26 protein-coding genes and 2 tRNA genes are annotated in these 25,530 nt (G+C 29.4%); 21 read left to right on the top strand and 7 right to left on the bottom strand.

What is annotated here, in order from left to right:
- Nucleotides 1-140: 140 nt before the first annotated feature.
- From Q0733_RS06550 to Q0733_RS06525, 6 genes are all read right to left on the bottom strand, one after another.
- On the bottom strand, nt 141-869 hold the full coding sequence (locus tag Q0733_RS06550; RefSeq protein WP_298780404.1) for a phosphodiester glycosidase family protein: 729 nt from the start codon (nt 867-869) through the stop codon (nt 141-143).
- Between the two features lie 146 nt (nt 870-1,015).
- Nucleotides 1,016-1,969, bottom strand: a complete 954-nt coding sequence (locus Q0733_RS06545; RefSeq protein ID WP_298780402.1) for a hypothetical protein — start codon at nt 1,967-1,969, stop codon at nt 1,016-1,018.
- A 157-nt stretch (nt 1,970-2,126) separates the two neighbouring features.
- Nucleotides 2,127-3,290 carry a sigma-54 dependent transcriptional regulator gene (locus tag Q0733_RS06540; protein WP_298780399.1) on the bottom strand — a complete coding sequence of 388 codons (1,164 nt, stop codon included), beginning with the start codon at nt 3,288-3,290 and terminating at the stop codon, nt 2,127-2,129.
- Nucleotide 3,291: 1 nt separating this feature from the next.
- Nucleotides 3,292-4,119, bottom strand: coding sequence for a mechanosensitive ion channel domain-containing protein (locus Q0733_RS06535; RefSeq protein ID WP_298780396.1), 828 nt, complete (start codon nt 4,117-4,119; stop codon nt 3,292-3,294).
- On the bottom strand, nt 4,116-5,441 hold the full coding sequence (locus Q0733_RS06530; protein ID WP_298780393.1) for an ABC transporter permease: 1,326 nt from the start codon (nt 5,439-5,441) through the stop codon (nt 4,116-4,118). Before Q0733_RS06530 ends, Q0733_RS06535 begins: the two co-directional genes overlap by 4 nt.
- 3 nt (nt 5,442-5,444) lie before the next feature.
- Nucleotides 5,445-6,374, bottom strand: a complete 930-nt coding sequence (locus Q0733_RS06525) for an ABC transporter ATP-binding protein (RefSeq protein ID WP_298780391.1) — start codon at nt 6,372-6,374, stop codon at nt 5,445-5,447.
- 179 nt (nt 6,375-6,553) lie between these two features.
- Here Q0733_RS06525 and Q0733_RS06520 point away from each other — a divergent pair, with 179 nt between their 5' ends.
- The 7 genes from Q0733_RS06520 to Q0733_RS06490 all read left to right on the top strand — a co-directional run bounded on the left by Q0733_RS06520 (nt 6,554) and on the right by Q0733_RS06490 (nt 14,753).
- Nucleotides 6,554-7,009 carry a MarR family transcriptional regulator gene (locus Q0733_RS06520; RefSeq protein WP_298780388.1) on the top strand — a complete coding sequence of 152 codons (456 nt, stop codon included), beginning with the start codon at nt 6,554-6,556 and terminating at the stop codon, nt 7,007-7,009.
- Between the two features lie 22 nt (nt 7,010-7,031).
- A complete protein-coding gene (locus tag Q0733_RS06515) occupies nt 7,032-9,437 on the top strand; it encodes a 3-hydroxyacyl-CoA dehydrogenase/enoyl-CoA hydratase family protein (RefSeq protein WP_298780386.1) in 2,406 nt (801 codons plus the stop codon).
- 4 nt (nt 9,438-9,441) lie between these two features.
- Nucleotides 9,442-10,632 carry an acetyl-CoA C-acyltransferase gene (locus Q0733_RS06510; RefSeq protein WP_298780385.1) on the top strand — a complete coding sequence of 397 codons (1,191 nt, stop codon included), beginning with the start codon at nt 9,442-9,444 and terminating at the stop codon, nt 10,630-10,632.
- A gap of 27 nt (nt 10,633-10,659) precedes the next feature.
- On the top strand, nt 10,660-12,468 hold the full coding sequence (locus Q0733_RS06505) for an acyl-CoA dehydrogenase family protein (protein ID WP_298780383.1): 1,809 nt from the start codon (nt 10,660-10,662) through the stop codon (nt 12,466-12,468).
- Nucleotides 12,469-12,563: 95 nt separating this feature from the next.
- A complete protein-coding gene (locus tag Q0733_RS06500) occupies nt 12,564-13,154 on the top strand; it encodes a Crp/Fnr family transcriptional regulator (protein WP_298780381.1) in 591 nt (196 codons plus the stop codon).
- Between the two features lie 80 nt (nt 13,155-13,234).
- On the top strand, nt 13,235-14,071 hold the full coding sequence (locus tag Q0733_RS06495; RefSeq protein ID WP_298780380.1) for a sterol desaturase family protein: 837 nt from the start codon (nt 13,235-13,237) through the stop codon (nt 14,069-14,071).
- Nucleotides 14,072-14,306: 235 nt separating this feature from the next.
- A complete protein-coding gene (locus tag Q0733_RS06490; RefSeq protein WP_298780378.1) occupies nt 14,307-14,753 on the top strand; it encodes a KTSC domain-containing protein in 447 nt (148 codons plus the stop codon).
- Nucleotides 14,754-14,846: 93 nt separating this feature from the next.
- Here the strand turns inward: Q0733_RS06490 and trxB are convergent, their stop codons facing one another.
- Nucleotides 14,847-15,794 carry a thioredoxin-disulfide reductase gene (trxB, locus tag Q0733_RS06485; protein WP_298780375.1) on the bottom strand — a complete coding sequence of 316 codons (948 nt, stop codon included), beginning with the start codon at nt 15,792-15,794 and terminating at the stop codon, nt 14,847-14,849.
- 177 nt (nt 15,795-15,971) lie between these two features.
- On the opposite strand from trxB, the gene Q0733_RS06480 reads away from it, so the two are divergent.
- From Q0733_RS06480 to Q0733_RS06415, 14 genes are all read left to right on the top strand, one after another.
- A tRNA-Pro gene (locus Q0733_RS06480) sits at nt 15,972-16,046 on the top strand.
- 321 nt (nt 16,047-16,367) lie between these two features.
- Nucleotides 16,368-16,595 (top strand): hypothetical protein, encoded by a 228-nt coding sequence (locus Q0733_RS06475; RefSeq protein WP_298780372.1) that lies wholly within the window; start codon nt 16,368-16,370, stop codon nt 16,593-16,595.
- A 74-nt stretch (nt 16,596-16,669) separates the two neighbouring features.
- The gene (locus tag Q0733_RS06470) at nt 16,670-16,885 is read left to right on the top strand and encodes a hypothetical protein (protein ID WP_298780370.1); all 216 of its coding nucleotides are present in this window, start codon (nt 16,670-16,672) and stop codon (nt 16,883-16,885) included.
- A gap of 38 nt (nt 16,886-16,923) precedes the next feature.
- Nucleotides 16,924-17,400 carry a glutathione peroxidase gene (locus tag Q0733_RS06465; protein WP_298780368.1) on the top strand — a complete coding sequence of 159 codons (477 nt, stop codon included), beginning with the start codon at nt 16,924-16,926 and terminating at the stop codon, nt 17,398-17,400.
- Between the two features lie 6 nt (nt 17,401-17,406).
- Nucleotides 17,407-17,580: a Lacal_2735 family protein gene (locus Q0733_RS06460; protein WP_298780366.1), complete on the top strand. Its 174-nt coding sequence runs from the start codon at nt 17,407-17,409 to the stop codon at nt 17,578-17,580.
- A 3-nt stretch (nt 17,581-17,583) separates the two neighbouring features.
- On the top strand, nt 17,584-18,045 hold the full coding sequence (locus tag Q0733_RS06455; RefSeq protein ID WP_298780364.1) for a TspO/MBR family protein: 462 nt from the start codon (nt 17,584-17,586) through the stop codon (nt 18,043-18,045).
- Between the two features lies 1 nt (nt 18,046).
- Nucleotides 18,047-18,511 (top strand): SRPBCC family protein, encoded by a 465-nt coding sequence (locus tag Q0733_RS06450; protein WP_298780361.1) that lies wholly within the window; start codon nt 18,047-18,049, stop codon nt 18,509-18,511.
- Nucleotides 18,511-19,818, top strand: coding sequence for a deoxyribodipyrimidine photo-lyase (locus tag Q0733_RS06445; RefSeq protein WP_298780359.1), 1,308 nt, complete (start codon nt 18,511-18,513; stop codon nt 19,816-19,818). The genes Q0733_RS06450 and Q0733_RS06445 overlap by 1 nt, the downstream gene beginning before the upstream one ends.
- Before the next feature lie 90 nt (nt 19,819-19,908).
- Nucleotides 19,909-19,982, top strand: a tRNA-Thr gene (locus Q0733_RS06440).
- Between the two features lie 424 nt (nt 19,983-20,406).
- Nucleotides 20,407-21,012: a uridine kinase gene (gene udk, locus Q0733_RS06435; RefSeq protein ID WP_298780357.1), complete on the top strand. Its 606-nt coding sequence runs from the start codon at nt 20,407-20,409 to the stop codon at nt 21,010-21,012.
- Nucleotides 21,013-21,330: a septum formation initiator family protein gene (locus tag Q0733_RS06430; RefSeq protein ID WP_298780355.1), complete on the top strand. Its 318-nt coding sequence runs from the start codon at nt 21,013-21,015 to the stop codon at nt 21,328-21,330.
- The gene (locus Q0733_RS06425) at nt 21,330-22,679 is read left to right on the top strand and encodes a methylmalonyl-CoA mutase subunit beta (protein WP_298780352.1); all 1,350 of its coding nucleotides are present in this window, start codon (nt 21,330-21,332) and stop codon (nt 22,677-22,679) included. Before Q0733_RS06430 ends, Q0733_RS06425 begins: the two co-directional genes overlap by 1 nt.
- A complete protein-coding gene (scpA, locus tag Q0733_RS06420) occupies nt 22,672-24,777 on the top strand; it encodes a methylmalonyl-CoA mutase (protein ID WP_298780349.1) in 2,106 nt (701 codons plus the stop codon). The genes Q0733_RS06425 and scpA overlap by 8 nt, the downstream gene beginning before the upstream one ends.
- Nucleotides 24,778-24,789: 12 nt before the next feature.
- Nucleotides 24,790-25,245, top strand: coding sequence for a hypothetical protein (locus Q0733_RS06415; RefSeq protein ID WP_298780346.1), 456 nt, complete (start codon nt 24,790-24,792; stop codon nt 25,243-25,245).
- The last annotated feature ends 285 nt before the right edge of the window (nt 25,246-25,530 follow it).

Below are 25,530 nucleotides of genomic sequence, written 5' to 3'. Positions count from 1 at the left end.
CCAAAACTTTTTATTTTGTTTTAATTTTTCATTTTAAAAGCCAAATCAAAAGATTTGGCGGACATTATAAAAATACTCTAAACTTTGGATTAAACACAAAAACCCGTATTAATTATAGCCATTGTCAGCAATAGTATTTTCTATTGTACTTCTCCAATTATAACTCCAAAGTTACCACTTGTCTGAATCCAATCTTTTTCAGGCAAATAAGTTTTAGAGACAAAACCATCTAAATAAAGAGCATTCTTGCATCCAAATGACTTAAAATATTTAGCAAAATCATAGAAATTTATTTTCTCTTTAGACATTGCAAATAATAACCTTCCGTTGGGCAAAACCCCAACTCCGTTTCTGATATTTAAATTTTTGGAAGCATCTCTGAATTTTGAATGTATTTTACCCTCGATTAATAGAAGCGGACCAGATTGGGTTGCATATTTAATATTCGTATTTTTAAAATCCGTTGTTTTACAAACGAAACCTTTATTGTCGTTTGTGATGTAGAATACTCCGTTCGGTTGTAGATAGAAATTTCCATACCCTTTAACCGTATTATTTGTTTTAGATCTTATAATTCCATTTTCTATATAAAGTCCTTGAGGAGAAAAATCTTTTTGATACATTCCTCCATTCATAGCAAAAACTAATTTTTCAGATTTTGAACTTAAATATTCTTTTAGGTTTATGAAGTTGTTGATAATATCACCATTTTCTGTTTTCCAGAATAGTCTTAAGTCTTGCTTATTTAAATCTACAATATGAGACAGGATTTTATCGTTCCTTTTACTTATGGTTTTTGAAAATGAAAAAGCACTTAAAACTCCAATAATTAGAATTTCAAATATTATTATTTTAATTCGTTTTTTCATTTTTTATTATTGCTAACGGTTTGCATAACGTTAGTTTGGGGTTTAGAAAAATCAATTATCAAACTAACTTGAATTTTTACTAAAAGTAACGAACTTTAAGTTTATAACAAAGCCCAAATTAACGTTATGCGTTGTTGGGTGCTGTTTTATTTTTCAAATAAATTTAATTTCGGAATCATAAAACCTGGAAGTATTTCACTTAAGTAAAAGTATTTATTGAATAATTCAATATTTTCTTTAGTCATTGATTTATACATATTTGGTGAAGTTCCCCAATTTTCGATGTTTCTACAGAATACTTGTGATAATTGTTCACTCAAATTATCATTATTAGTTTTTCTCCATTTTTTCACAAACTTTTTCAAATATCTATTTACGTATTGTTTGTGATAACCAACAATAACCTTTAAACCGTCTTCCAAAGGAATTACATGTATAAATCCTTGTTCATATGGTTTCTCAGGGTTTGTCGAACCAAAAGTAAATGTCTTAGGAGGACTGAATATTGCAGAAGCATATGTTTCAAATTTAGAAAACTCAAAATATTCAAAATGAAAGCTATTTGTTGGAGTTTTTATTTCAGCTTCGATTAATTTTTTGAATTGAGTTAAATCTTTCATTCCATATTTTGTTCCTCTCAGAAAGGCTTTATCATTCTCTGGATTTCGGAGTGTTATTTTTTCAGAGTTAATTATTCGAGTATAAGTATCAACAACAATTTCTTTTTTTCTTATTTCTGCTAAAGTAACTCTATAGCTAAGAAGTAACTGAGCATGATAGTTTTCAAAATCTAAAGGAGGAGTTTCAATAGGTTTAAATATCTCGCTATCGTGTTTGCTGCACATTAAAGGCAATGAAAAAGCTTTTTTTAATCCAATTTCTCTAAACTCGCTTATCTCATCATTTTTAGCCCATTTAAAAGGATCTTTTAATTTCCGTTCAACTAAATGTCCATTGTTAGAGATGTTTTTTAAGATTCCGTTCCTTTGAAGTAAATGAGAATTAATAGCTTTTTTATTACAACCATCTATTATACAATTTCTTTTCCTTGTATTCTCCTCTGTACTTATTTTAAAGATTTCTTTTTGTCTTGAATTCATATAAAGAGGAGTATGTTTTTGGAATGGCACCCAACAATGGCTATAATTAATAAAGGTGTTACTATTTATCTAAATTAGTATATTTTTATAAAGTCTGCCAAATCTTATGAGATGCTTAGAAAATAAAAAACTAAAAAAAATTGGCTAAGCTTTACAATTATTTACTAGCAAATAATTGTACATCTTTACTAGAAACTTGTTTTTCTCCTAAAATAATTAAACGTTCAACAACATTTCTTAACTCTCTTATATTACCGGTCCAATTATACTCTTGCAATAGTTTTATAGCTTCTATAGAAAATTCTTTTTTTGGCATTCCTTGTTCTACAGATATTTTTTTAGAAAAGAAATCTACCAATAGAGGAATATCTTCTCTTCTATCATTTAAAGCCGGAACTTTAATTAAAATTACCGCTAATCGATGATACAAATCTTCTCTAAAACGTCCTTCTGCAATTTCTTCTTGTAAGTTTTTATTTGTTGCTGCAACTACTCTAACATTAACTTTAATGTCTTTATCAGAACCTACTCTAGAGATTCTACTTTCTTGTAAAGCTCGTAAAACTTTTGCTTGAGCAGATAAGCTCATATCACCAATTTCATCTAAAAAAATGGTACCGCCATTAGCAGCTTCAAACTTTCCAGCCCTATCTTTATTCGCTCCTGTAAAAGAACCTTTTACATGACCAAAAAGTTCACTTTCTATTAATTCTGATGGAATTGCAGCACAGTTTACCTCAATCATTGGTGCTTTTACTCTATCTGATTTTTCGTGTAACCAATGCGCAACTAATTCTTTTCCCGTTCCGTTAGGACCAGTAATTAAAACTCTAGCATCTGTAGCAGCAACTTTTTCTATGATTTCTTTAATGTGAGAAATAGCATCACTATTTCCAATCATTTCGTAATTTTTACTAACTTTTTTCTTTAAACGCTTGTTTTCTACAATTAATACTTTTTTATCTAAAGCGTTTCTTACAGTATTTAATAATCTATTTAAATCTGGTGGTTTTGATATATAATCAAAAGCTCCTAAACGCATTGTGTTTACTGCTGTATCTAAATCTCCATGGCCAGAAATCATTACTATTGGCACTTCTGGCTTTATTTTTTTAGCTTTTTCCAACACCTCAACACCATCCATTTTTGGCATTTTTATGTCACATAGCACTAAATCATAATCATTATTTTTTATCATTTCTATACCTAACAAACCATCTTCAGCTTCTTCAACTTGATATGTTTCATTTTCTTCAGAAATAATTTTTTTTAAGACTCTTCTAATAGCAGATTCATCTTCAATTACTAATATCTTAGACATATTATTGTTTTTTTATAAGGTGTACATCTCTTTGTGGAAAAGGGATTGTAATATTATTTTCTCTAAATTTTTTATCAATTTCAAAACGTAAATCACTTTTAATAGTTAAGTGCTCATAACTATTACTAATTACAAATAATAACTTAAAATTTAAAGAACTTTCAGCAAAATCAGTAAATAAAACTTTGGGCTCTTTTGTTTTTAAAATCTTTGAATGCTCTTTTGCAACATCAATTAAAATACTTTTTACCAATTCTACATCAGAGCCATACGCCACACCTACCTCTACACTTTCTGTTGTTTGCACTCCATTTTGTGTCCAATTAAACAAACTTTGAGTTAAAAACTTATGATTGGGTATTATTAAAACTTTATCATCAATTGTAATAGCTCTTGTTGTTCTTAATTTAATTTCAAGAACCTTGCCAACTTTTCCTTCAACCTCTATAATATCATTTACGGTTAATGTTTTATCTAATAAAATAAAAACACCTGAAATTATATCTTGAAACAAGGTTTGCAAACCCAAACCAATACCTACCAATAATGCTGCTGAACCCGCTAATAATACACCTACTTGTATTCCTGAGGATTCTAAAGCAATTATGATTACAAAAATGTATACAAAATATTTTAAGAAAGAAAATATGGCTTTAAACTTACCTTTATCATCTTCACCTAACCTTTTATTTACAATTTTTCTTACCAACCTTAACAAAGAGTTCGTTATCAATAAAATAAAGATTAAAAACAAAATAGTTTTTACATCAATGTGAATCTTTTCTGATATTTCAAAAGAATAATTTAAGAATTCTTTAAATTTTATCATCCTTTATATTTTAACCATTTGTACAAATCTTTATAGGTTGGTTTTTTACCATACATTAAAATACCTACTCTATATATTTTTGCTGCCAACCAAACCATAAACACAAATGTTACCAATAATAATGTCATAGATATTACTAGTTCGTACCATGAAACTCCAAAAGGAACTCTCATTAACATTACAATAGGTGATGTAAATGGAATATGTGAAAATAAAACTGCAATTGAACCATGAGGGTCATTTATTACCGTAGCAAAACCTACATAAACCCCTAAAATTAAAGGCAACATAATTGGTAACATAAACTGCTGGGTGTCTGTTTCATTATCTACAGCAGCGCCAACTGCAGCAAATAAAGAGCTGTATAACATATAACCTCCTAAAAAGTAAAAGATAAATAAAACAAACATTTTTAAAATTGGTAATCTTAATATTTCTTGAATTATAACTTGCATTTTATCTCCACCAGCTGCTTGTTTTGCAGCTTCTAATTGATCTGCAGGTAATTTTGCTGTTTGCATTTCAACCATATCAACTCCAAAAACAGAAGATGCAACGGTCATTATTATAAACAATAATATTCCCCAAATAAAAAATTGTAATAAACCAGCTGCTGCATTTCCAACAATTTTACCCATCATTAATTGAAAAGGTTTTACTGATGAAACAATGACCTCTATAATTCTACTTGTTTTTTCTTCTATAACACTTCTCATTACAGAGGTTCCATAAATCATTACAAACATCATTAACAAATAACCAGCAATTGCACCAACTCCTATTTTTAAACCATTAATTAATTTAGATGATTCTTCTCCAGAAAAATTATACATTTTAATATCAGTCTGAATTTTAGATTCTTTTATTTTATCTAAATCAATACCAAAATTGGTTAACTTTTCATTTCTTAATTTAGTTTCTATTTTATTTTCTAGAGAATTCATAACTGACATTCCTGGCGAATCTTTTGAATAAAATTCGATTGACTTTGCCAGTAACTCTAAACTCTCTTTCTTTGGAATTATTAATACTCCTGCATAATGCCCTTCTTCTACTTTTTTCTTGGTAGCCTCAACACCTAATGCTGTGAAATCTTGATAATGAATTGTTTCTGTATCAGAAAAATCATCTTTAGAAAATAATTTAGATTCATCAACATAAACAATTTCTTTTATTTTTTCTTCATTTTTTTTCATCAAAAAGAAAACCAAAGCACCCATACCCACCATAATTAACGGACTCAAAAAAGTCATTATTATAAATGATTTATTACGAACCTTTGCAATAAACTCTCTTTGTATAATTAGTTTTAACTTGCTCATTTTCTAATTGTTTTTATTTATTGCTTGAATGAAAATATCGTTTGCACTTGGAATTAATTCTACAAAATGCTGCACTTCTCCTCTACTCGTTAAAAAAGATAATAACTCGTTTGTAGATTCTTGTTCTTTTAACTTAACATTCATTGTTAGCTCATTTCCTAACAATGTAAAATCTGCCGGAAAAACCTCGAAATTCTCTTTCAACTTTTCTTCAACCTCTTTAGGGTTGGCTGTATTTAAACCAACTTGAAAAGTATTAGTTCTAAATTGACGTTTAATATCTGCTAAATTTCCATCTAAAATTTTATTAGATTTATCGATCAAAGCAATTTCATCACACATTTCTTCTACAGATTCCATTCTATGTGTAGAAAAAATTATAGTTGCCCCTTCATCTCGTAATTTTAAAATTTCTTTTGCTATTAATTGTGCGTTTATAGGATCAAATCCAGAAAAAGGCTCGTCAAAAATTAACAATTTTGGATTGTGCATTACCGTAACAATAAACTGTACTTTTTGCGCCATTCCTTTTGATAATTCTTCAATCTTTTTTCCCCACCATGCAGATATATCAAACTTATCGAACCAATATTTTAATCGCTTTTTTGCTTCAGATTTACTCAAACCTTTTAATTGCGCCAAATACAAAGCCTGTTCACCAACTTTCATGGATTTATACAAACCACGTTCTTCGGGTAAGTAGCCAATATTTGCTGTATGTTTTGGCGATAATGGCTCTCCATCAATAAAAATTGTACCAGAATCTGGCATTGTAATTTGGTTGACAATTCTTATCAACGAAGTTTTCCCTGCTCCGTTTGGCCCTAACAAACCATATACACTTCCTTTAGGAATATGAATGGAAACATCGTTTAATGCTCTAAAGTCACCATAATTTTTTACAACATTATTAATCTCGAGTAAATTCTTCATTGATCGTTATTGATTTATTTTCTAAAAGTTCAATAGTTACAAATTTAGTTATTTTAAAGGTATTAATTATTAAAATCCTTAAATGCTTATCACATAAAAAAATGTTAAATTTACTATGCATGCATAACTTTTTTACAATTTATTATGCATGCATAATAAATTTTCATATCTTTGATGCAATGGATAAAAGTAAATCAATAGACCACCAATTAAGAGCAACTTGGCAAGCTGTTGCAAAAATGTATAATGAACAAGCTACAAAATATGGTAGCACAATGGCTAGTGCTTTTGTATTATTAACCATCAATAAAGAAAAAGGGACTCCTTCAACTTCTTTAGGCCCATTAATGGGAATGGAACCTACAAGCCTTTCAAGAATTTTAAAATCTATGGAAGAAAAAGGCACTATTTGCAGAGAAAGAAATCCTGATGATGGTAGAAGTGTAATTATTAAATTGACAGATTTTGGCTTAGAAATGCGTAAATTTTCTAAAAGCCATGTATACCAATTTAACAATATAGTTAGAGAACATGTTACTGAAGAAGAATTAGAATCATTTTTTAAAGTAACTTCTATTGTTAATAATTTAATCGCAGAAAAGAAGGTTTACGAAAACGTAAATCAAGATAAATAAGCACAAACAAACCTTTATAAAAATGACAAGAAGAATTAAAAAAGTAGCAATAATCGGATCTGGAATTATGGGATCTGGTATTGCTTGTCACTTTGCTAATATTGGTGTTGAAGTTCTTTTATTGGACATCGTTCCAAGAGAATTAAACGACAAAGAAAAAGCAAAAGGACTTACGCTAGAAGACAAAGTAGTTCGTAATCGTTTAGTAAATGATGCATTAACTACTTCTTTAAAGTCTAAACCATCACCTATTTATAGTAAAAAATTTGCAAGCAGAATTACTACTGGTAACCTAGAAGATGACATTGCAAAAGTTGCTGAAGTAGATTGGATTATGGAGGTTGTTGTTGAAAGACTAGATATTAAAAAAATAGTTTTTGAAAAAATAGAAAAACACAGAACTCCAGGCACTTTAGTAACTTCTAATACTTCTGGAATTCCTATTAAATTTATGAACGAAGGACGAAGTGAAGATTTTCAAAAACACTTTGCCGTAACTCACTTTTTTAATCCACCAAGATATTTAAAACTATTTGAAGTGGTTCCAGGTCCAAACTGTAAACAAGAGGTTGCAGATTTCTTAATGATGTATGGTGATAAATTTTTAGGTAAAACTTCAGTTTTAGCAAAAGATACTCCAGCATTTATTGGAAATAGAATCGGAATTTTTGGCATCATGAGTTTATTTCATGTTGTAAAAGAAATGGACTTAACAATTGAAGAAGTAGATAAATTAACTGGTCCAGTTATTGGTCGTCCAAAATCTGCAACGTTTAGAACTATTGATGTTGTTGGTTTAGATACATTGGTTCACACGGCAAATGGTGTAAAAGACAATTGCCCTGATGATGAGATGAGAGATCAGTTTGTAATACCTGATTTTGTAAACCATATGATGGAAAACAAAATGTTAGGTAGCAAAACCAAACAAGGTTTTTACAAAATGACAAAAGACGCTAATGGTAAAAGAAATATCTTATCATTAGATTTAAATACATTAGAATACAGACAAAAAAAATCAGCAAAATTTGCAACATTAGAATTAACAAAAACTATTGATAATGTTGTTGATCGTTTTAAGGTTTTAGTTGCTGGTAAAGACAAAGCTGGTGAATTTTATAGAAAATCATTTGCAGCAATGTTTGCTTATGTTCAAAATAGAATTCCAGAAATTTCTGATGAACTATATAGAATTGATGATGGTTTAAGAGCAGGTTTTGGCTGGGAACATGGGCCTTTTCAAATATGGGATGCAGTTGGTGTTGCTAAAGGTGTTGAGTTGATGAAGGCTGAAGGGCATGAAATTGCCGCTTGGGTAACAGAAATGTTAGCAAATGGACAAACTTCTTTTTACTCTGTAAAAGAAGGAGCAACTCATTATTATGATATTCCTGCAAAAGCACAAGTTAAAAAACCAGGTCAAGATTCATTTATCATTCTAGATAACATCAGAAAATCAAACGAAGTTTGGAAAAACTCTGGCGCAGTAATTGAAGATTTAGGTGATGGTATTATTAATTTAGAGTTCCAATCTAAAATGAATACTATTGGTGGTGATGTTTTAGCAGCTGTAAATAAAGCAATTGATTTAGCCGAAAAAGATTTCCAAGGGTTAGTTGTTGGTAATCAAGCAGCAAACTTTTCTGTAGGTGCAAATATTGGAATGATTTTTATGATGGCTGCAGAACAAGAATATGATGAATTAAATATGGCTATCAAATACTTCCAAGACACAATGATGCGTATGCGTTATTCTGCAATACCAACTATTTCTGCTCCACATGGAATGGCTTTAGGTGGTGGATGTGAAATTTCTTTACATGCAGATAAAGTAGTTGCAGCAGCAGAAACATATATGGGATTAGTAGAATTTGGAGTAGGTGTTATTCCAGGTGGTGGTGGTTCTAAAGAAATGGCTTTACGTGCTTCTGATACGTTTAGAAAAGGAGATGTTCAATTGAATGTTTTACAAGAAAACTTCTTAACTATTGGAACAGCAAAAGTAGCAACTTCTGCTTATGAGGCTTTTGATTTAGGTTTACTTCAAAAAGGAAAAGATGTTGTTGTTGTAAACAAAGATCGTCAAATTGCTGAGGCTAAAAAGCATGCTTTATTAATGGCAAATGCAGGTTATACTCAACCAACTTCTCGTAAAGATGTGTTGGTTTTAGGTAAACAAGCATTAGGTGCGTTTATGGTAGCTACAGACTCTATGCAAGCAAGTAGATTTATATCTGAGCACGATCAAAAAATTGCAAATAAATTAGCTTATGTAATGGCTGGTGGAGATTTATCTGAACCAACTAAAGTTTCAGAACAGTATTTATTAGATATAGAACGTGAAGCGTTTTTATCACTTTGTACTGAAAGAAAAACGTTGGAAAGAATTCAGCATATGTTAAAAACTGGTAAACCTTTAAGAAACTAAAAAAATGAAAACAGCATATATAGTACAAGGATATAGAACAGCAGTAACAAAATCTAAAAGAGGCGCATTCAGGTTTAAAAGAGCTGATGAGTTAGCTGCTGAAACCATTCAACATTTAATGAAGAATCTACCAGAGTTTGATAAAACAAGGATAGATGATGTAATCGTTGGAAACGCAATGCCAGAAGGTTCTCAAGGACTAAACATGGCACGTTTAATCTCTTTAATGGGATTAAAGATTGAAGAAGTTCCTGGCGTAACCGTAAATCGTTTCTGTTCTTCAGGATTAGAAACTATTGGTATGGCAGTTGCAAAAATTCAGTCTGGAATGGCAGAGTGTATTATTGCAGGTGGAGCTGAAAGCATGAGTTCTGTACCAATGACAGGTTTTAAACCAGAACTAAATTATGATACAGTAGCTGCAGGAAATGCAGATTATTACTGGGGAATGGGAAATACAGCAGAAGCTGTTGCAGATCAATTCAAGGTCTCTAGAGAAGATCAAGATAAATTTGCTTTAAACTCGCATTTAAAAGCTTTAAAAGCACAAGAAGAAAATCGTTTTCAAGATCAAATTGTACCAATTGAAGTAGAAGAAACTTACATTGATGCAAATGGTAAAAAAGCAACAAGAAAATATACTGTTAATAAAGATGAAGGGCCACGTAAAGGGTCTAACATTGCAGGTTTACAACGTTTAAAACCTGTATTTGCTGCTGGTGGAAGCGTAACTGCAGGTAACTCATCACAAACTAGTGATGGTGCTGCTTTTGTAATGGTCATGAGTGAAGAAATGGTAAAAGAATTAAATATAAAACCAATTGCAAGAATGGTAAGTTATGCCGCAGCTGGTGTACCTCCAAGAATTATGGGAATTGGACCTGTTGCTGCAATTCCGAAAGCATTAAAACAAGCTGGTTTAAAACAAGAAGATATTAGCCTAATTGAACTAAACGAAGCATTTGCTTCTCAATCTTTAGCTGTAATTCGTGAATTAGGATTAGATGCTGACATTATTAATGTAAATGGTGGTGCAATTGCTTTAGGGCATCCATTAGGTTGTACAGGAGCTAAATTATCTGTTCAATTATTTGATGAAATGCGCAAAAGAAATATGCAAGGAAAATACGGAATGGTAACTATGTGTGTAGGAACTGGACAAGGTGCTGCTGGTATTTTCGAATTTTTAAATTAACAAAAATAAAGTTTAACAAAATATAGAATGGAATCAAAAGAAAAAGAAATTTTAAGAGGAGGTCAGTTTTTAGTAAAAGAAACTGCATGTGAAGATGTATTTACTCCTGAAGATTTTTCAGAAGAACAAGTAATGATGAAAGAAGCTGTAAGAGAATTTACAGATCGTGAAATTATTACTAAAAGAGAGCGTTTTGAAGCAAAAGATTATGCTTTAACTGAAGAAGTAATGAAAAAAGCTGGTGAACTTGGGTTTTTAGGTGTTGCCGTTCCTGAAGAATATGGAGGTATGGGAATGGGTTTTGTATCTACAATGATTACTTGTGAATATATTTCTAGTGGAAATGGTTCTTTAAGTACTGCTTTTGGAGCGCATACAGGAATTGGTACAATGCCAATTACTTTATACGGAACAGAAGAACAAAAACAAAAATATGTGCCAAAATTAGCTTCTGGAGAATGGATGGGTGCATATTGTTTAACGGAACCTGGTGCAGGCTCTGATGCAAATTCTGGTAAAACAACGGCTGAACTTTCTGAGGATGGTAAATCATACAAAATTAACGGACAAAAAATGTGGATTTCAAATGCAGGTTTCTGTAATTTGATGATTGTTTTTGCTCGTATTGAAGATGATAAAAACATTACTGGTTTTATTGTTGAATATGATCCTGCTAATCCAAACGGAATTACGTTAGGCGAAGAAGAACACAAATTAGGAATTCGTGCTTCATCAACTAGACAAGTATTCTATAATGATACTATTGTTCCTGCTGAAAATATGTTATCAGTAAGAGGCGGAGGCTTTAAAATTGCTGTAAATGCATTAAACGTTGGTCGTATTAAATTAGCTGCGGCATGTATAGATTCTCAAAGAAGAGTTTTAAGTATAGCTTTACAATACGCAACTGAGCGTAAACAATTTAAAACTCCTATTGCAGATTTTGGTGCAATAAAGTACAAATTAGCTGAGATGGCAACAAATACCTATGCAGGTGAATCTGCAAGTTATAGAGCTGCTAAAAATATTGAAGATAGAATTAAAATGAGATTGGCTGCTGGAAACTCACACTCTGAGGCAGAATTAAAAGGTGTAGAAGAATATGCAATTGAATGTTCTATCTTAAAAGTTGTGGTTTCTGAAGATGTTCAGGCTTGTGCTGATGAAGGAATTCAAATTTTTGGAGGAATGGGATTCTCTGAAGAAACACCTATGGAAGCTGCTTGGAGAGATGCAAGAATTGCTCGTATTTATGAAGGAACTAACGAAATTAACAGAATGCTTTCTGTAGGAATGTTAATTAAAAAAGCAATGAAAGGTCATGTAGATTTATTAGGCCCTGCAACTGCTGTTGGTAACGAATTATTAGGTATTCCTTCTTTTGATACCCCAGATTACTCTGAGTTATTTGCTGAAGAAAAAGAAATGATTGCAAAAATCAAGAAAGTATTCTTAATGGTTTCTGGAGCGGCAATTCAGAAATTTGGAACTGAATTAGAGCAAAATCAACAATTATTAATGGCTTCTGCTAATATTTTAAATGAAATATACATGGCAGAATCTACTCTTTTAAGAACTGAGAAAAACGTAAAACGTTTTGGTGAAGATGCACAAAAAGGACAAATTGCTATGGCTAGATTGTATTTATACAATGCTGTAGAAATTATAGAAAAAAATGCTAAAGAAGGTATTATTTCATTTGCTGAGGGCGATGAGCAACGTATGTTGTTAATGGGACTAAAACGATTTACAAAATACACTAACTACCCTAATGTTATAGCATTAAGAAATACTATTGCTGAAAAATTAAAAGCAGAGAACAAATATTGTTTCTAAAATTATAAAATATTTTAAGTCGTAAAAAAACTTAAAAATTAGTTGTTTGTTTAACCACTTCTTAATTGAAGTGGTTTTTGTAATTTAGTTAAGTTATGATTGATTTCGAAAAAATAAAAATTCTTTACCAATTTGGTAAAAACCTTAATTCTAATGATCTAAAGGTTTTAATTAATTCTGCAAAAAAAGTATCTTTTTCTACTAACGAAAATCTTATAAATGAAGGAGAAACAAAAAAAGAAATTTATTTTATCACTAAAGGATTAGTAAGAGCATATATTAATACCGAAAAAGGCGATGAAATTACTTCAGAAATTTATCAAGAGAACAAAGTATTAGCTAGTAAAGATATCATCCTTTTTAATAGACCTTCTCGATTTAATTTTGAAGCTTTAGAAGATACACAAGCCTATTTCATAGATTTTTCTTTGATGGAACAAATTATTTCTAATAACATAAAGCTGCAAGAAAGTAGAAAACAAATTTATCAAAATATACTTAAGGATTCATTATTTAGATTAGACAGCTTTATTCTATTAACTCCAGAAGAAAGATACTTAGAATTTGTAAAAGAAAATCCTAACATTATAAACAGAGTGCCTAATAAGTATATTGCCAATTTACTAGGAATCACACCTGTATCTCTAAGTAGAATTAGAAAAAGAATTGTTACAAAAAAGAAATAATTACATCATTAATTATCTTTTGTTAACTTCAAAACCTTAATTAGGGTTATAAATTTGTGATATATAAAAAAACATATATTATGAAAGAAATAATCCAATACATTTTTCCATTTGCAGAAAACATCTTAAAATACTTTATAATTTCTGGTTTACCCTTTATCATTTTTTATCTATTATTTCCTAAAAGTTTTAGTAATAATAAAATTCAAAAACGAATTGCAAAAAGTAAAGATTTTATTAGAGAAATCTCTCATTCAATGCAAAGTACTATCGTATTTGCAATTATAAGCCTTATTATATTAAACTCTCCTTTAAAAGAATACACAAAAATGTATACATCTATAAACGAATTTTCAATTTGGTGGATTCCGTTAAGTGTTTTGGTTGCTTTAATTATACATGACACTTATTTTTATTGGATGCATAGGATTGTACATCATCCAAAATTGTATAAGAAAATACATTTAATCCATCATAAATCAATCAATCCAACCCCTTGGGCTTCCTACTCTTTTCACGCAATAGAAGCTTTTTTAGAAGGACTTATAGTTCTTATTATAATATTTTTAATTCCAATGCATCCCATCGCATTAATATTTTTTGGAATAGCAGCTTTAATGATAAATGTTTATGGACATTTAGGTTATGAGATTGCTCCAAAATGGTATAGAAAAACCTGGTTATTTGAAATTATGAATAGCTCTGTATATCATAACTTACATCATAAAAAATTTAATGGAAATTACGGTTTGTATTTTAGAATTTGGGATAGGTTAATGAAAACTGAAAATCCTGATTATGTTAAAGAATATGATAAAATACAAGAAAAAAGATTTTCTAAATCTAATTCTAAACAAAAGAATTTTATATTAGAGTTGAAAGAACATTTTAACAAGCTCTTTCTTCGTTTCTCATAAATACTTGTGCTGATATAGAGATTAGTGTTAAACCTTTTAAGAATAAAGCTAGAAAACTAAAAGTAAATTATAAATTTAATAGACCGCTAAATTATTATTATTCGAGTAGTTAACTGCAAAAACAAATTATAGACTTGGTATAGAAATATCTAATTTTTATTTTAACTTATAATTAATAATTGTATTATAATTAATTTAATACCAGTACTTTTGCACGCAATTTGAAAACAACAAAATGAAGCGAATAAAACAATACAAAAAACTTTTTAACATAGAAGGTTCAATCGATTTAAAAGAACTTAAAAAAACTTACAGAAGTTTAGTTAAAGAATGGCATCCAGATAAATTTTTAGAAGAAGATAAAAAAGCAGAAGCTGAAATAAAAAGTACAGAAATTATTGATGGTTATCACTTTTTGGTAAGTATTGCTCCTGAAACAAAAGAAGCAAATTTAGAGGCTTATAAAACCACAATAACAGAATTTAAAGTAGCAGATTGGCATCATAAAAGCATGTTATTAGAAGTTACTTTTACTGATGGTAATTCTTATGAGTATTTTGGTGTTAGTAAAATTCTTTTTGGAAAATTTGTAAACGCAAAATCTATGAATAACTTTGGTAAGAGAAATATTTTTAATTCTTTTACCTACAGGAAATCAATGAAAGCTTCTGTTAATGCATAATTATTAATTGCAATTCTATTTAATTAACACAAATAAAAAAGAGGTTACTGTAAAAGTAACCTCTTTTTTATTTAAGTATTTTTTTTATAAAACTTATTCTAAAGCTCCTAAATAACGCTCTGCGTCTAAAGCCGCCATACAACCAGTTCCCGCAGCAGTTACGGCCTGTCTGTAATCTTTATCTTGAATATCGCCAGCAGCAAAAACTCCTGGTAAATTTGTCTTAGTAGTTTTTCCTTTAGTAATTAAATAACCTGTTTCATCCATGTCTAAAACACCTTTAAACAGGTCTGAGTTTGGTGTATGACCAATAGCAATAAATACTCCAGTAACAGGAATATCATGCGTTTCTTTTGTTTGATTATTTATTGCCCTAACACCTTCTACAACATTACTTCCTAAAACCTCATCAATTTCAGTATTGTATAAAACTTCAATATTTTCAGTTTTATTCACTCTGTGTTGCATTGCTTTTGACGCTTTCATATAATCTTTACGAACCAATATTGTAACTTTACTACAAATATTAGCCAAATAAGTTGCCTCTTCAGCAGCAGTATCTCCTGCTCCAACAACTACAACATCTTGTCCTTTGTAGAAAAAACCATCACATGTTGCACATGCAGAAACTCCACCACCAATTAAACGTTGTTCACTTTCTAAACCTAAATATTTAGCAGTTGCTCCAGTAGAAATAATAACTGTTTCAGCTTCAATTTCTTTTGATTCATCAACAATAACTTTATGTTTACCACCAACTTCAGAGCTTAAATCTACTTTTGTAACCAATCCAAAACGCACTTCAGTACCAAAACGTTCTGCTTGACTTTTTAAGTCATCCATCATTGCAGTACCATCAGTTCCATTTGGATATCCCGGAAAATTATCAACCTCTGTTGTAGTTGTTAATTGCCCCCCCATTTGCATACCTGTATACATTACTGGTTTCATATCTGCTCTTGCAGCATAAATAGCAGCTGTATAACCAGCAGGACCCGAACCAATAATTAAACATTTTATTTTTTCTATTGTATCTGACATTTTTGTATAAAATTTAAGAATTACAAATGTAATTTTTTTTAAGTTTTAAACCTTTATTGTGTATATCTTTTGATAATTAAACGATAGGTAAAAGTAATCTTATATTCTAAGAGTATTTCATCAAAAAAAATCTCATAATTAAAGAAATATTGTATATTTGCAATCCGAAATAATTTTCGGGGTGTAGCGTAGCCCGGTCATCGCGCCTCGTTTGGGACGAGGAGGTCGCAGGTTCGAATCCTGCCACCCCGACAAAAAGTGATTACAAAGTATAATAAACCCCTGAAAATCAAAAGATTTATAGGGGCTTATTATTTAAACTATTTTTTAAAAAACATTTTTTTCAAATAACAAACTAAAAAATAGTTAAAACTTAAATTTTAATAAACTACTCTTCTTTTAAAGTTAGAACGATAAAAATTACTTCATAAAAAAAGAAATTATTTTTCAACAGTAAAACTATCAAGTTAATTTATAGCACTATATAAATTATTGTTTAACAAAATCTACCTAACAATAAACAGTTTTATATATTTGATAAATTCATTAAAAAAAACAGGATAAAAAGTAATCATGAAAATAATAGAAAAAGCTTTAGAGTTCGAAACTAGAAAAATGAGATTTCCAACAACTAGCGATCGTATTATGGCAGCTAGGGAAGCAAAAGATTTAATTTTGAGCTTAAACGAAGTTTATAAACAAAATAAAGATAATAATATTATGGATATTATGAAACGCTTAACTGCTATAAAACAGAGAATTGAAAGACGTTTAAAAGGAAAACCTTTAACTAGCTCTTAAAAAGTAAGATTTTCTCTTGCTTTTCTAACTTTTATAATTATATTCGAAAATTAGAATAAAAAGAAAATTTACGGATGGAATTATTAGAAAAGGCAATTGAATTTGAGAACAGAAAATTCTCTTTTAAAACAACAAGTGATAGAATTCTAGCTTCAAGAGAAGTAAAAGCACTAATCTTAGAGTTAAATGAAGTATATAAAGTAGAAAAAGATCCTGAAATAATGGATCAAATGAAACGTTTAACTGCTGTTAAACAAAAGATTGAAAAACGTTTAAAAGGAAGGCGTTAAGAATAAATTTAGTCTTTCTAATATTTTTAAAGACTAAAATGAACAACATAATTTACAATATAAAAATCAACAGTTTACAAGGTAAACTCGTTGATTTTTCTTTTTTTAAGGGAAAACATTTATTATTTGTAAATGTCGCTTCCAAATGCGGTTTTACCCCTCAATACAAAGATTTAGAAGAACTCCACAAAACCTACCAAGACAAATTAGTTGTTATCGGAGTTCCTTGTAACCAATTTGGCAAACAAGAACCTGGTAACTCAGATGAAATTGAAGAATTTTGCCAAGTAAACTACGGAGTTTCCTTTTTAATCACCGAAAAAATAGATGTTAAAGGACCAAACCAACATCCTTTATACACTTGGTTAACTTCTAAAAAGATGAATGGTAAGAAAAGCTCATCTGTAAAATGGAACTTTCAAAAATATTTAGTTGATTCAGAAGGGAATTTAATTGATTATTATTTTTCAATTACAAAACCTTTAAGTTCTAAGATTACCAAACACTTAAAATAATAAAACATGTTTAATTTATTTAAAAAGAAATCTGAAATTGAAAAGTTACAAGATTCTTATAAAAAATTAATGGAAGAAGGTTTTAAACTGCAATCTATTAGCAGAAGTGATAGTGACAAAAAGTATTTTGATGCTGATATTGTTTTAAAGAAAATTGAAAAGCTACAAACAAAATCTTAAAAAATGAAACAATTAAAGCTAACATTTGTCTTTTTAATTATCAATTTTGGAGGATTAGCAATTGGAAGTTGGCTAATGAATAACGGACCAATGAGCGATTGGTACATCAATTTAAATAAAGCTCCTTGGACACCTCCAGGTTGGGTTTTTGGAGCTGCTTGGACATTTATTATGATTTGTTTTTCTATATATTTAGGAAAACTTTTTACACAAAGTTGCACTACCAAAAAACTGTTGATTTTTATTATTCAATTTATTTTAAATGTAAGTTGGAACTTTATTTTCTTTAATCAACAATTAATTTTAACAAGCTTAATAACAATCATTTTACTTACCTCTCTCCTATTTATTTACTTCTTTAAGCTAAGTAATAAGGTTGATAATTACAAGTATTTATTGCTACCATACATAATTTGGCTTTGTATTGCAACCTCATTAAACCTCTATATCTTAATACATAACTAGAATGAAAATTTATACTTTGCAGAGTAAACAAAACTTACCTATTTCTTTAGATACAGCCTGGGAATTTTTATCAAGCCCTAAAAACCTAAAAACCATAACTCCAGATTATATGAGTTTTGATATTCTTTCTGGAGCAGAAAAACCAATGTTCGCAGGTCAAATAATTCAATATATAGTTACTCCAATTCTTGGGATAAAAACAAAATGGGTTACAGAAATTACTCATGTTAAAGACAAAGAATATTTTGTTGATGAGCAACGCTTTGGACCTTATGCTTTATGGCACCACAAACATTTTATCAAAGAAATTGATGGTGGTGTAGAAATGGAAGATATTATAGATTATAAAGTTCCAATGGGGTTTTTAGGCCAACTTGCTCATCCTATTATAGTAAAACCTAAACTAGAAGAAATTTTTGCTTACAGACAGAAAAAATTAATCGAACTTTTTGGAGTCTATAAATAATGAAAAAATCAATTAACGTTTTTTGGTTTCGTAGAGACTTACGATTAGATGATAATTGTGGGTTATTTCATGCGCTAAATTCCAGTAAAAAAGTATTACCAATTTTTATTTTTGATGAAGAAATTCTTGAACGACTACCAAAAGATGATGCACGTGTAACTTTTATACACCAAGAATTAAAAAAAATCCAAAATCAACTTTTAAAAATAGATAGTAGTATTAATGTCTTCATAGGAAAACCTTTAGATATTTTTAATCAATTATCTGAAAAATATAACATTGAAATTGTTTTTACAAATCATGATTATGAACCATTTGCAATCAAAAGGGACTTAGAGATAAAAGATTTTTTAGCATCCAAAAATATTAATTTTAAAACGTATAAAGACCAGGTAATTTTTGAAAGAAATGAAATTGTAAAAAAAGACGGAACTCCATATAAAGTATACACTCCTTATTCAAAAAAATGGTTAGAAGCATTTCATTATAGAGGCATTCAGTTATATCCTTCTGAAGAAAAACTAAATCATTTCATCAAAAATGATACACACACTTTTTTATCATTAGAAGATATTGGATTTAAAAAATCAACTATACAAATTGAATCTTATAAAGTAAATACTCAATTAATTGACATTTATGAAGAAACAAGAAATTTTCCAGCAAAAAATAGTACTTCTAAACTAGGAACTCACTTACGATTTGGCACTGTTAGTATTCGTAAAATGGTTGAAAAAGCTTCAAAAAGCAACAATATAACTTTTTTAAAAGAATTAATTTGGAGAGAGTTCTTTATGCAAATATTATGGCATTTTCCACACACAATAAAAGATAGTTTTAAACCTAAATACGACAGAATTATTTGGAGAAATAACGAGCAAGAATTTGATGCTTGGTGTAGAGGAAAAACTGGTTACCCATTGGTAGATGCAGGAATGAGACAGCTGAACCAAACAGGTTTTATGCATAATAGAGTTAGAATGTTGGTTGGGAGTTTTTTGTGTAAACATTTATTAATAGATTGGAGATGGGGTGAAGCTTATTTTGCAAAAAAACTGCACGACTACGAGCAATCTAGTAATATTGGAAATTGGCAATGGGTTGCTGGCTGTGGAGTTGATGCAGCCCCTTATTTTAGAATCTTTAATCCGACAACACAAATTCAAAAATTTGATAAAAATTTAGAATATATAAAAAAATGGGTTCCTAATTTTCAAGAACTTACCTACCCTACTCCAATTGTAGACCACAAAGTTGCAAGAGAGCGCTGTTTAAGCACTTACAAAAAAGCACTTTTAGACTTTTAATTTAAATAGAAATACACCTCAAAAAAAAGTTAAAAATGTTTAGGTAAATTTTAATTTTTGTATTTAATTTGCCAACTCTTAATTCAAAAAGCCGATGTAGCTCAGCTGGCTAGAGCAGCTGATTTGTAATCAGCAGGTCGTGGGTTCGAGTCCCTCCATTGGCTCTTTTAAAAAGTCTCAAAATTTATTTTTTGAGGCTTTTTTTTTATGGTAATATTATATTTATGAGAACAATAATTCGAGAGTTAATTCATTTTTCGAGAATAGTCGTATTACATTTATCCATGATTGTAAAACATAAAATTTAATACCAGTTTTAAAAATTAAATTTGTGTTTTATATTACTAGTTACTCTTAAACCACAAAACGTTTTGTATTTTTGTTAGATATATTCTTCATAGGCAAAAAAAGAAAAATATTTCTAAATTAGACATCTTAACATTGTGTATGAAATATAAACAGAACTTTTTTCGATTTATATAATTTAATATTCAATTTAAAAAGGAAATGAAAATTAACAATTTTATAAATTTGTAAAATCTTTACTATTTTAGTACAATAAATCACAAAAAAAATCAATTATATTTTATGTTAATTATAGGAATTGCAGGTGGTACAGGGAGTGGAAAAACTACTGTTGTCAATCAAATTGTAAAAGAATTGCCAACGGATGAAGTTTGTGTAATTTCTCAAGATTCTTATTACAAAGAAACTAATAGTCTCTCTTTTGAAGAAAGAACAAAAATTAATTTTGACCACCCAAGAGCTATTGATTTCGATCTATTAATAAAACACTTAAAAGATTTAAAAAAAGGAAAAATTGTACAACAGCCTGTGTATTCTTTTGTAACGCATAACAGAACAAAAGATACTATAAAAACACACCCTAGAAAAGTAGTTATTGTTGAGGGAATTTTAATTTTTAACAGTGAAAAGTTACGTGATTTATTTGATATCAAAATCTTTGTGCATGCAGAAACTGATGAACGTTTAATAAGAAGGGTTCGTAGAGATATTAAAGAAAGAGGAAGAGATATTGATGAAGTTTTAAACAGATATCAAACAACATTAAAACCTATGCACCAACAATTTATTGAACCTACAAAAAACTTTGCAGATATTATTATTCCTAATGATAGATATAATACGGTGGCAATTGATGTGGTAAGAAGTGTAATAAATGAGCGATTATAAATGGGGTTTTTAAAGAGATTAAAAAATAATTCATTCTTTAAAGTTCTTACAAATATTTTTGTAATTATTTTAGTTCCGTTTATAATTTGGATGCTTTTTTTTGATGAAAATTCTTATTTAGTACATAGAAAATTTAACAAAGAAATTGAAGGTTTAGAAAAAACAATTACCTTTTACGAAAAAAATATAGCTAAAGATAAAGAGACAATAAAAAAACTGCAAGACTCTCTAGAATTAGAAAAATTTGCGAGAGAAAAATATTTGATGAAAAAAGAAAACGAAGACATTTATATTATCGAATTTGATACAATACAATAATGAGTAATTTTATGTTTGATGAGTTTAATCCTATTACACCTGCTGCTTGGAAACAAAAAATTCAAGTAGATTTAAAAGGTGCAGATTATAATGAATCTTTACTTTGGCAAACTGATGAAGGTATTATTGTAAAACCTTTTTACACCAAAGAAGACAGCATAAGCTCTCAGATAAACTTACCTAAAAAAGGGTTTAACATTTGTCAAACTATTTATATTGGTAATGAAAAAATAGCAAACTCTTTAGCATTATCTGCATTAAAAAGAGGTGCAAACTCAATTCAATTTAAAGCTTCAAACCCTTTTGATTTTAAAACAGTTTTAAAAAATATTGATGTAAATAAATCAATAATTTATTTTCAGTTTTCATTTTTGAATGACAATTTTCAAATAGAACTTTCTAACTTCTGCAACTCTGATAAAGTATTTTTTCAAACAGATATTATTGGTAATTTAGCTGAAAATGGTAACTGGTTCACCAACCTAAGAGAAGACCATCAAAAATTAGAAAAAATTGTTTTAGCAACAAAAAATTGCATTTCTATTTCTGGTGATTTATACCAAAATGCTGGCGCAAATATTTCTCAACAGTTAGCCTATACTTTAGCACATGCTAATGAATATTTAAATCATTTTGGAAAAGATGTTGCTAAAAAAGTTCATTTTTCTTTTTCTGTTGGTAGTAATTACTTTTTTGAAATTGCAAAATTAAGAGCTTTTAGAGCTTTATGGGATGCTCTTTTAGAAGAATATAATATTAAAAATATAGATACTCAAATCTTTGTTCAGCCTAGTTTACGTAATAAAACTTTGTACGATTATAATGTAAATATGTTAAGAACAACATCAGAATGTATGAGCGCTATTTTAGGTGGCGCAAATACCGTTTCTAATATTTCTTATGATGCCATTTATCATAAATCAAACGAATTTGGAGAGCGAATTGCTAGAAATCAACTTTTAATTTTACAGCAAGAAAGTTATTTGCAAGAAGCTCAAAATTTTGCTGATGGAACTTATTATATTGAATCTATTACAAATCAATTAGCAGAAAAGGCATTAGTTATTTTTAAACAAATAGAAAAAGCTAACGGTTTTTTACATCAACTAAAAGCTGGGATTATTCAGAAAAAAATAGTAGAAAGCGCGTCAAAAGAAGAACAAAACTTTATTGATAAAAAAATTATTTTATTAGGTACAAATTTTCAACCTAATAAAAATGATACTATGAAGTCAGATTTAGAATTGTATCCTTTTTTAAAACAGCGACATAAAAAAACATTAATTATACCTATCAATAGAAAACGACTTTCAGAAACTGTTGAAAAAGAGAGACTAGAAAATGAGTAGAAAAGACGTTTCAAATATCACTTTAAGAAGTTCAAAGTCTAGAATTCTAAATTCTGATGAGCAGCTCATTGCTAATAACTCTTCATTTAAAAATAGACTAAAGCATGAAAATTTTATTGCAGGTATTGCTCCAAATTTAAGGGGACCATATTCAACTATGTATGTGAGAAGACCTTGGACAATTAGACAATATGCAGGTTTTTCTACTGCAGAAGAAAGCAATGCTTTTTACAGAAGAAATCTAGAAGCCGGTCAAAAAGGTTTATCTGTTGCTTTTGATTTAGCAACACATAGAGGTTATGATTCTGACCATGAGAGAGTGCAGGGTGATGTTGGTAAAGCTGGCGTTGCCATAGATTCTGTAGAAGACATGAAGGATTTGTTTGATCAAATCCCTTTAGACAAAATGTCTGTTTCTATGACCATGAATGGAGCCGTTTTACCCATTTTAGCTTTTTATATTGTAGCGGCAGAAGAGCAAGGTGTTTTGCCAGAACAACTTTCTGGAACTATTCAAAATGATATTTTAAAGGAGTTTATGGTTAGAAATACGTACATCTACCCACCTTCTCCATCCATGAAAATTATTGCTGATATTTTTAAATATACCAGCAAACTTATGCCTAAATTTAATTCTATTTCTATTTCTGGGTATCACATGCAAGAAGCAGGAGCTACAGCGGAAATTGAATTAGCGTACACACTTGCAGATGGTTTAGAATACATTAGAAAAGGAATTGAAGCTGGAATGGATATCGATTCTTTTGCCCCAAGATTGTCTTTCTTTTGGGCAATTGGTATGGATCATTTTACAGAAATTGCAAAGTTAAGGGCAGCAAGAATGTTGTGGGCAAAAATTGTAAAACAGTTCAATCCTAAAAATTCAAAATCTTTAGCTTTAAGAACACATTGCCAAACAAGTGGCTGGAGTTTAACTGAGCAAGACCCTTTTAATAATGTTGCAAGAACAACCATAGAAGCTTTGGCTGCAGCTTTTGGAGGTACACAAAGTTTGCACACAAATGCGTTGGATGAAGCAATTGCTTTACCTACAGATTTTTCTGCTAGAATTGCCAGAAATACACAAATATTTCTGCAACAAGAAACAAATATTACCAAAACAGTAGATCCTTGGGCAGGCAGTTATCATCTTGAAAAATTGACTGAAGATATTGCTAACCAAGCCTGGGAATTAATCAACGAAGTTGAAGAATTAGGTGGCATGACAAAAGCTATTGAGCAAGGAATTCCGAAAATGAGAATTGAAGAAGCTGCTGCCATTAAACAAGCAAAAATTGATTCTGGAAAAGATGTAATTGTTGGCGTTAATAAATATAAATTAAAAGAAGAAGACCCAATACATATATTAGAAGTTGATAATGAAGCCGTAAGAAAATCGCAGATTGAAAGATTACATCAACTAAAATTAAATAGAAATACTGAAAAAGTTAAAAAATCTTTAGTAGCTTTGACTGAGGCTTCAAAATCTGGAGAGGGAAATTTACTTGATTTAGCAGTAAAAGCTGCAAAAAATAGAGCTACTTTAGGCGAAATATCTGATGCTTTAGAAGTTGTTTTTGGCAGACATAAAGCCGTTACAAAAACCATATCTGGTGTGTATAGCAAAGAAATAAAAGATGATAAGTTATTTAAAAAAGCAGCAAATTTAACAAATAAATTTGCTGAACTAGAAGGAAGACGCCCAAGAATTATGATTGCCAAATTAGGGCAAGATGGTCATGATAGAGGTGCAAAAGTTGTAGCTACAGGTTATGCCGATTTAGGTTTTGATGTAGATATTGGCCCACTTTTTCAAACTCCAAAAGAAGCAACCAAACAGGCTGTTGAAAATGATGTACATATTTTAGGAATTTCTTCTTTAGCAGCCGGTCATAAAACGTTAGTACCTCAAGTTATTGCAGAGTTAAAAAAATACGGACGTGAAGATATTATGGTTATTGTAGGTGGTGTAATTCCTGCTCAAGATTACCAATTTTTATTTGATGCTGGTGCCGTTGGTGTTTTTGGTCCTGGAACAAAAATTGCTCAAGCAGCTATTGATTTAGTTACAATTTTAATTGATAGTGTTGCTGAATAATGATAAATAATTATGGGAAATATTTTTTTATCTGTTTACACTTTTAACGAATATAATAAACCTGAAAATATTATAAGAAAAACTGTTTTAAAAGATTCTTTTATTGACATTTTTTTAAACATTGATTGGAGTCAAGGTACCATACATACGTATCCCAATTACCCAAATGAACCACGACCTAAAAACCATTTATTCCTCTTTGATATCATAAAACAAACATCTTTAAGTTTTGATATTGAAGTAAGTAACGATTGGGCTTATGAATTTATATTAAGCTTTGGTAATTATCAAAAAGAAAGTAAATCAAAATATATTGGTAAAATAGAATCTTTTGAAACTTCCTGTTATGATGAAAATGAAATGTTAAATTATATTGAAGATTTTTTTAATAGAAAATACACAACTATTAAAAAATTAAAAAATGAAGCTGGTATTTATCACTCTCATAAATTCACTTTTGAATTGTAAAATATTGATTTTATCATTACATCAAAAATTTAATTAGTTTTCAAACAAAAGTACTTTTAATATTAAATGGAAAGTCAAAAATTACCTTAACAATAAGATTCTTAAAAAAAATCCAAATGCGGTTGTAAACGTAAAAACAGAATTTAAAGATGGTAAAGGTCTTAAAAATTTATAATTCACTTATCGCATAAAGATAAACTCCAATTCCTAAAAAATACTCATTAAATAAATAACACTAAAAAAAGAGCGGTTTAAAATCCGCTCTTTTTTACATATAATATTTTT

Source organism: uncultured Polaribacter sp., assembly GCF_947500975.1.
Classification (GTDB): domain Bacteria; phylum Bacteroidota; class Bacteroidia; order Flavobacteriales; family Flavobacteriaceae; genus Polaribacter.
Note: the sequence above shows the minus strand (reverse complement) of the source record. Positions and strands in the feature narration are given on the sequence as shown.